The 440-nt window shown below is 75.5% G+C and carries 1 protein-coding gene; it reads left to right on the top strand.

The features are described from left to right. Positions 1-440: SLBB domain-containing protein (locus BKE38_RS28720; RefSeq protein WP_207553718.1), on the top strand; the 440-nt coding region annotated here is incomplete at both ends.

Genomic DNA, 440 nt, shown 5'->3' with positions numbered 1-440 from the left:
GCGGCCGGCGGGCTGACCGACACGGTGGACCTCTCCGCCGTCGAGCTGTCGCGCGAGCCGCTGGAGCAGGCCGGCGCCATCCCGCTGTCGCGCACCCTGCTGGACCTGCGCAGCGGCAATTTCGCCGCCATCCGCCTGTCGCCGCGCGATGCCGTCCGCCTGCCGCGCGGCTTCGGCGACCGCGACAGCGGGCCGGTGACGCTGGTGGGCGAGTTCCTGCGGCCCGGCATCTACGACATCCGCCGCGGCGAGCGGCTGTCGGAGCTGGTGGCGCGGGCCGGCGGGCTGTCGCCCCAGGCCTATCCCTATGGCGCCGTCTTCACCCGGGACAGCGTGCGGCAGCGCCAGCAGGAAGGCTTCGCCCGCAGCGCCCGGGAATTGGAGCAGAGCCTGATCCAGGTTGCCGCCGGCCAGGCCATGGCGGGCGGGCGCAACCAGGG

Origin of the sequence: Teichococcus deserti, assembly GCF_001982615.1 — a bacterium.
Classification (GTDB): domain Bacteria; phylum Pseudomonadota; class Alphaproteobacteria; order Acetobacterales; family Acetobacteraceae; genus Pseudoroseomonas; species Pseudoroseomonas deserti.
Note: the sequence above shows the minus strand (reverse complement) of the source record. Positions and strands in the feature narration are given on the sequence as shown.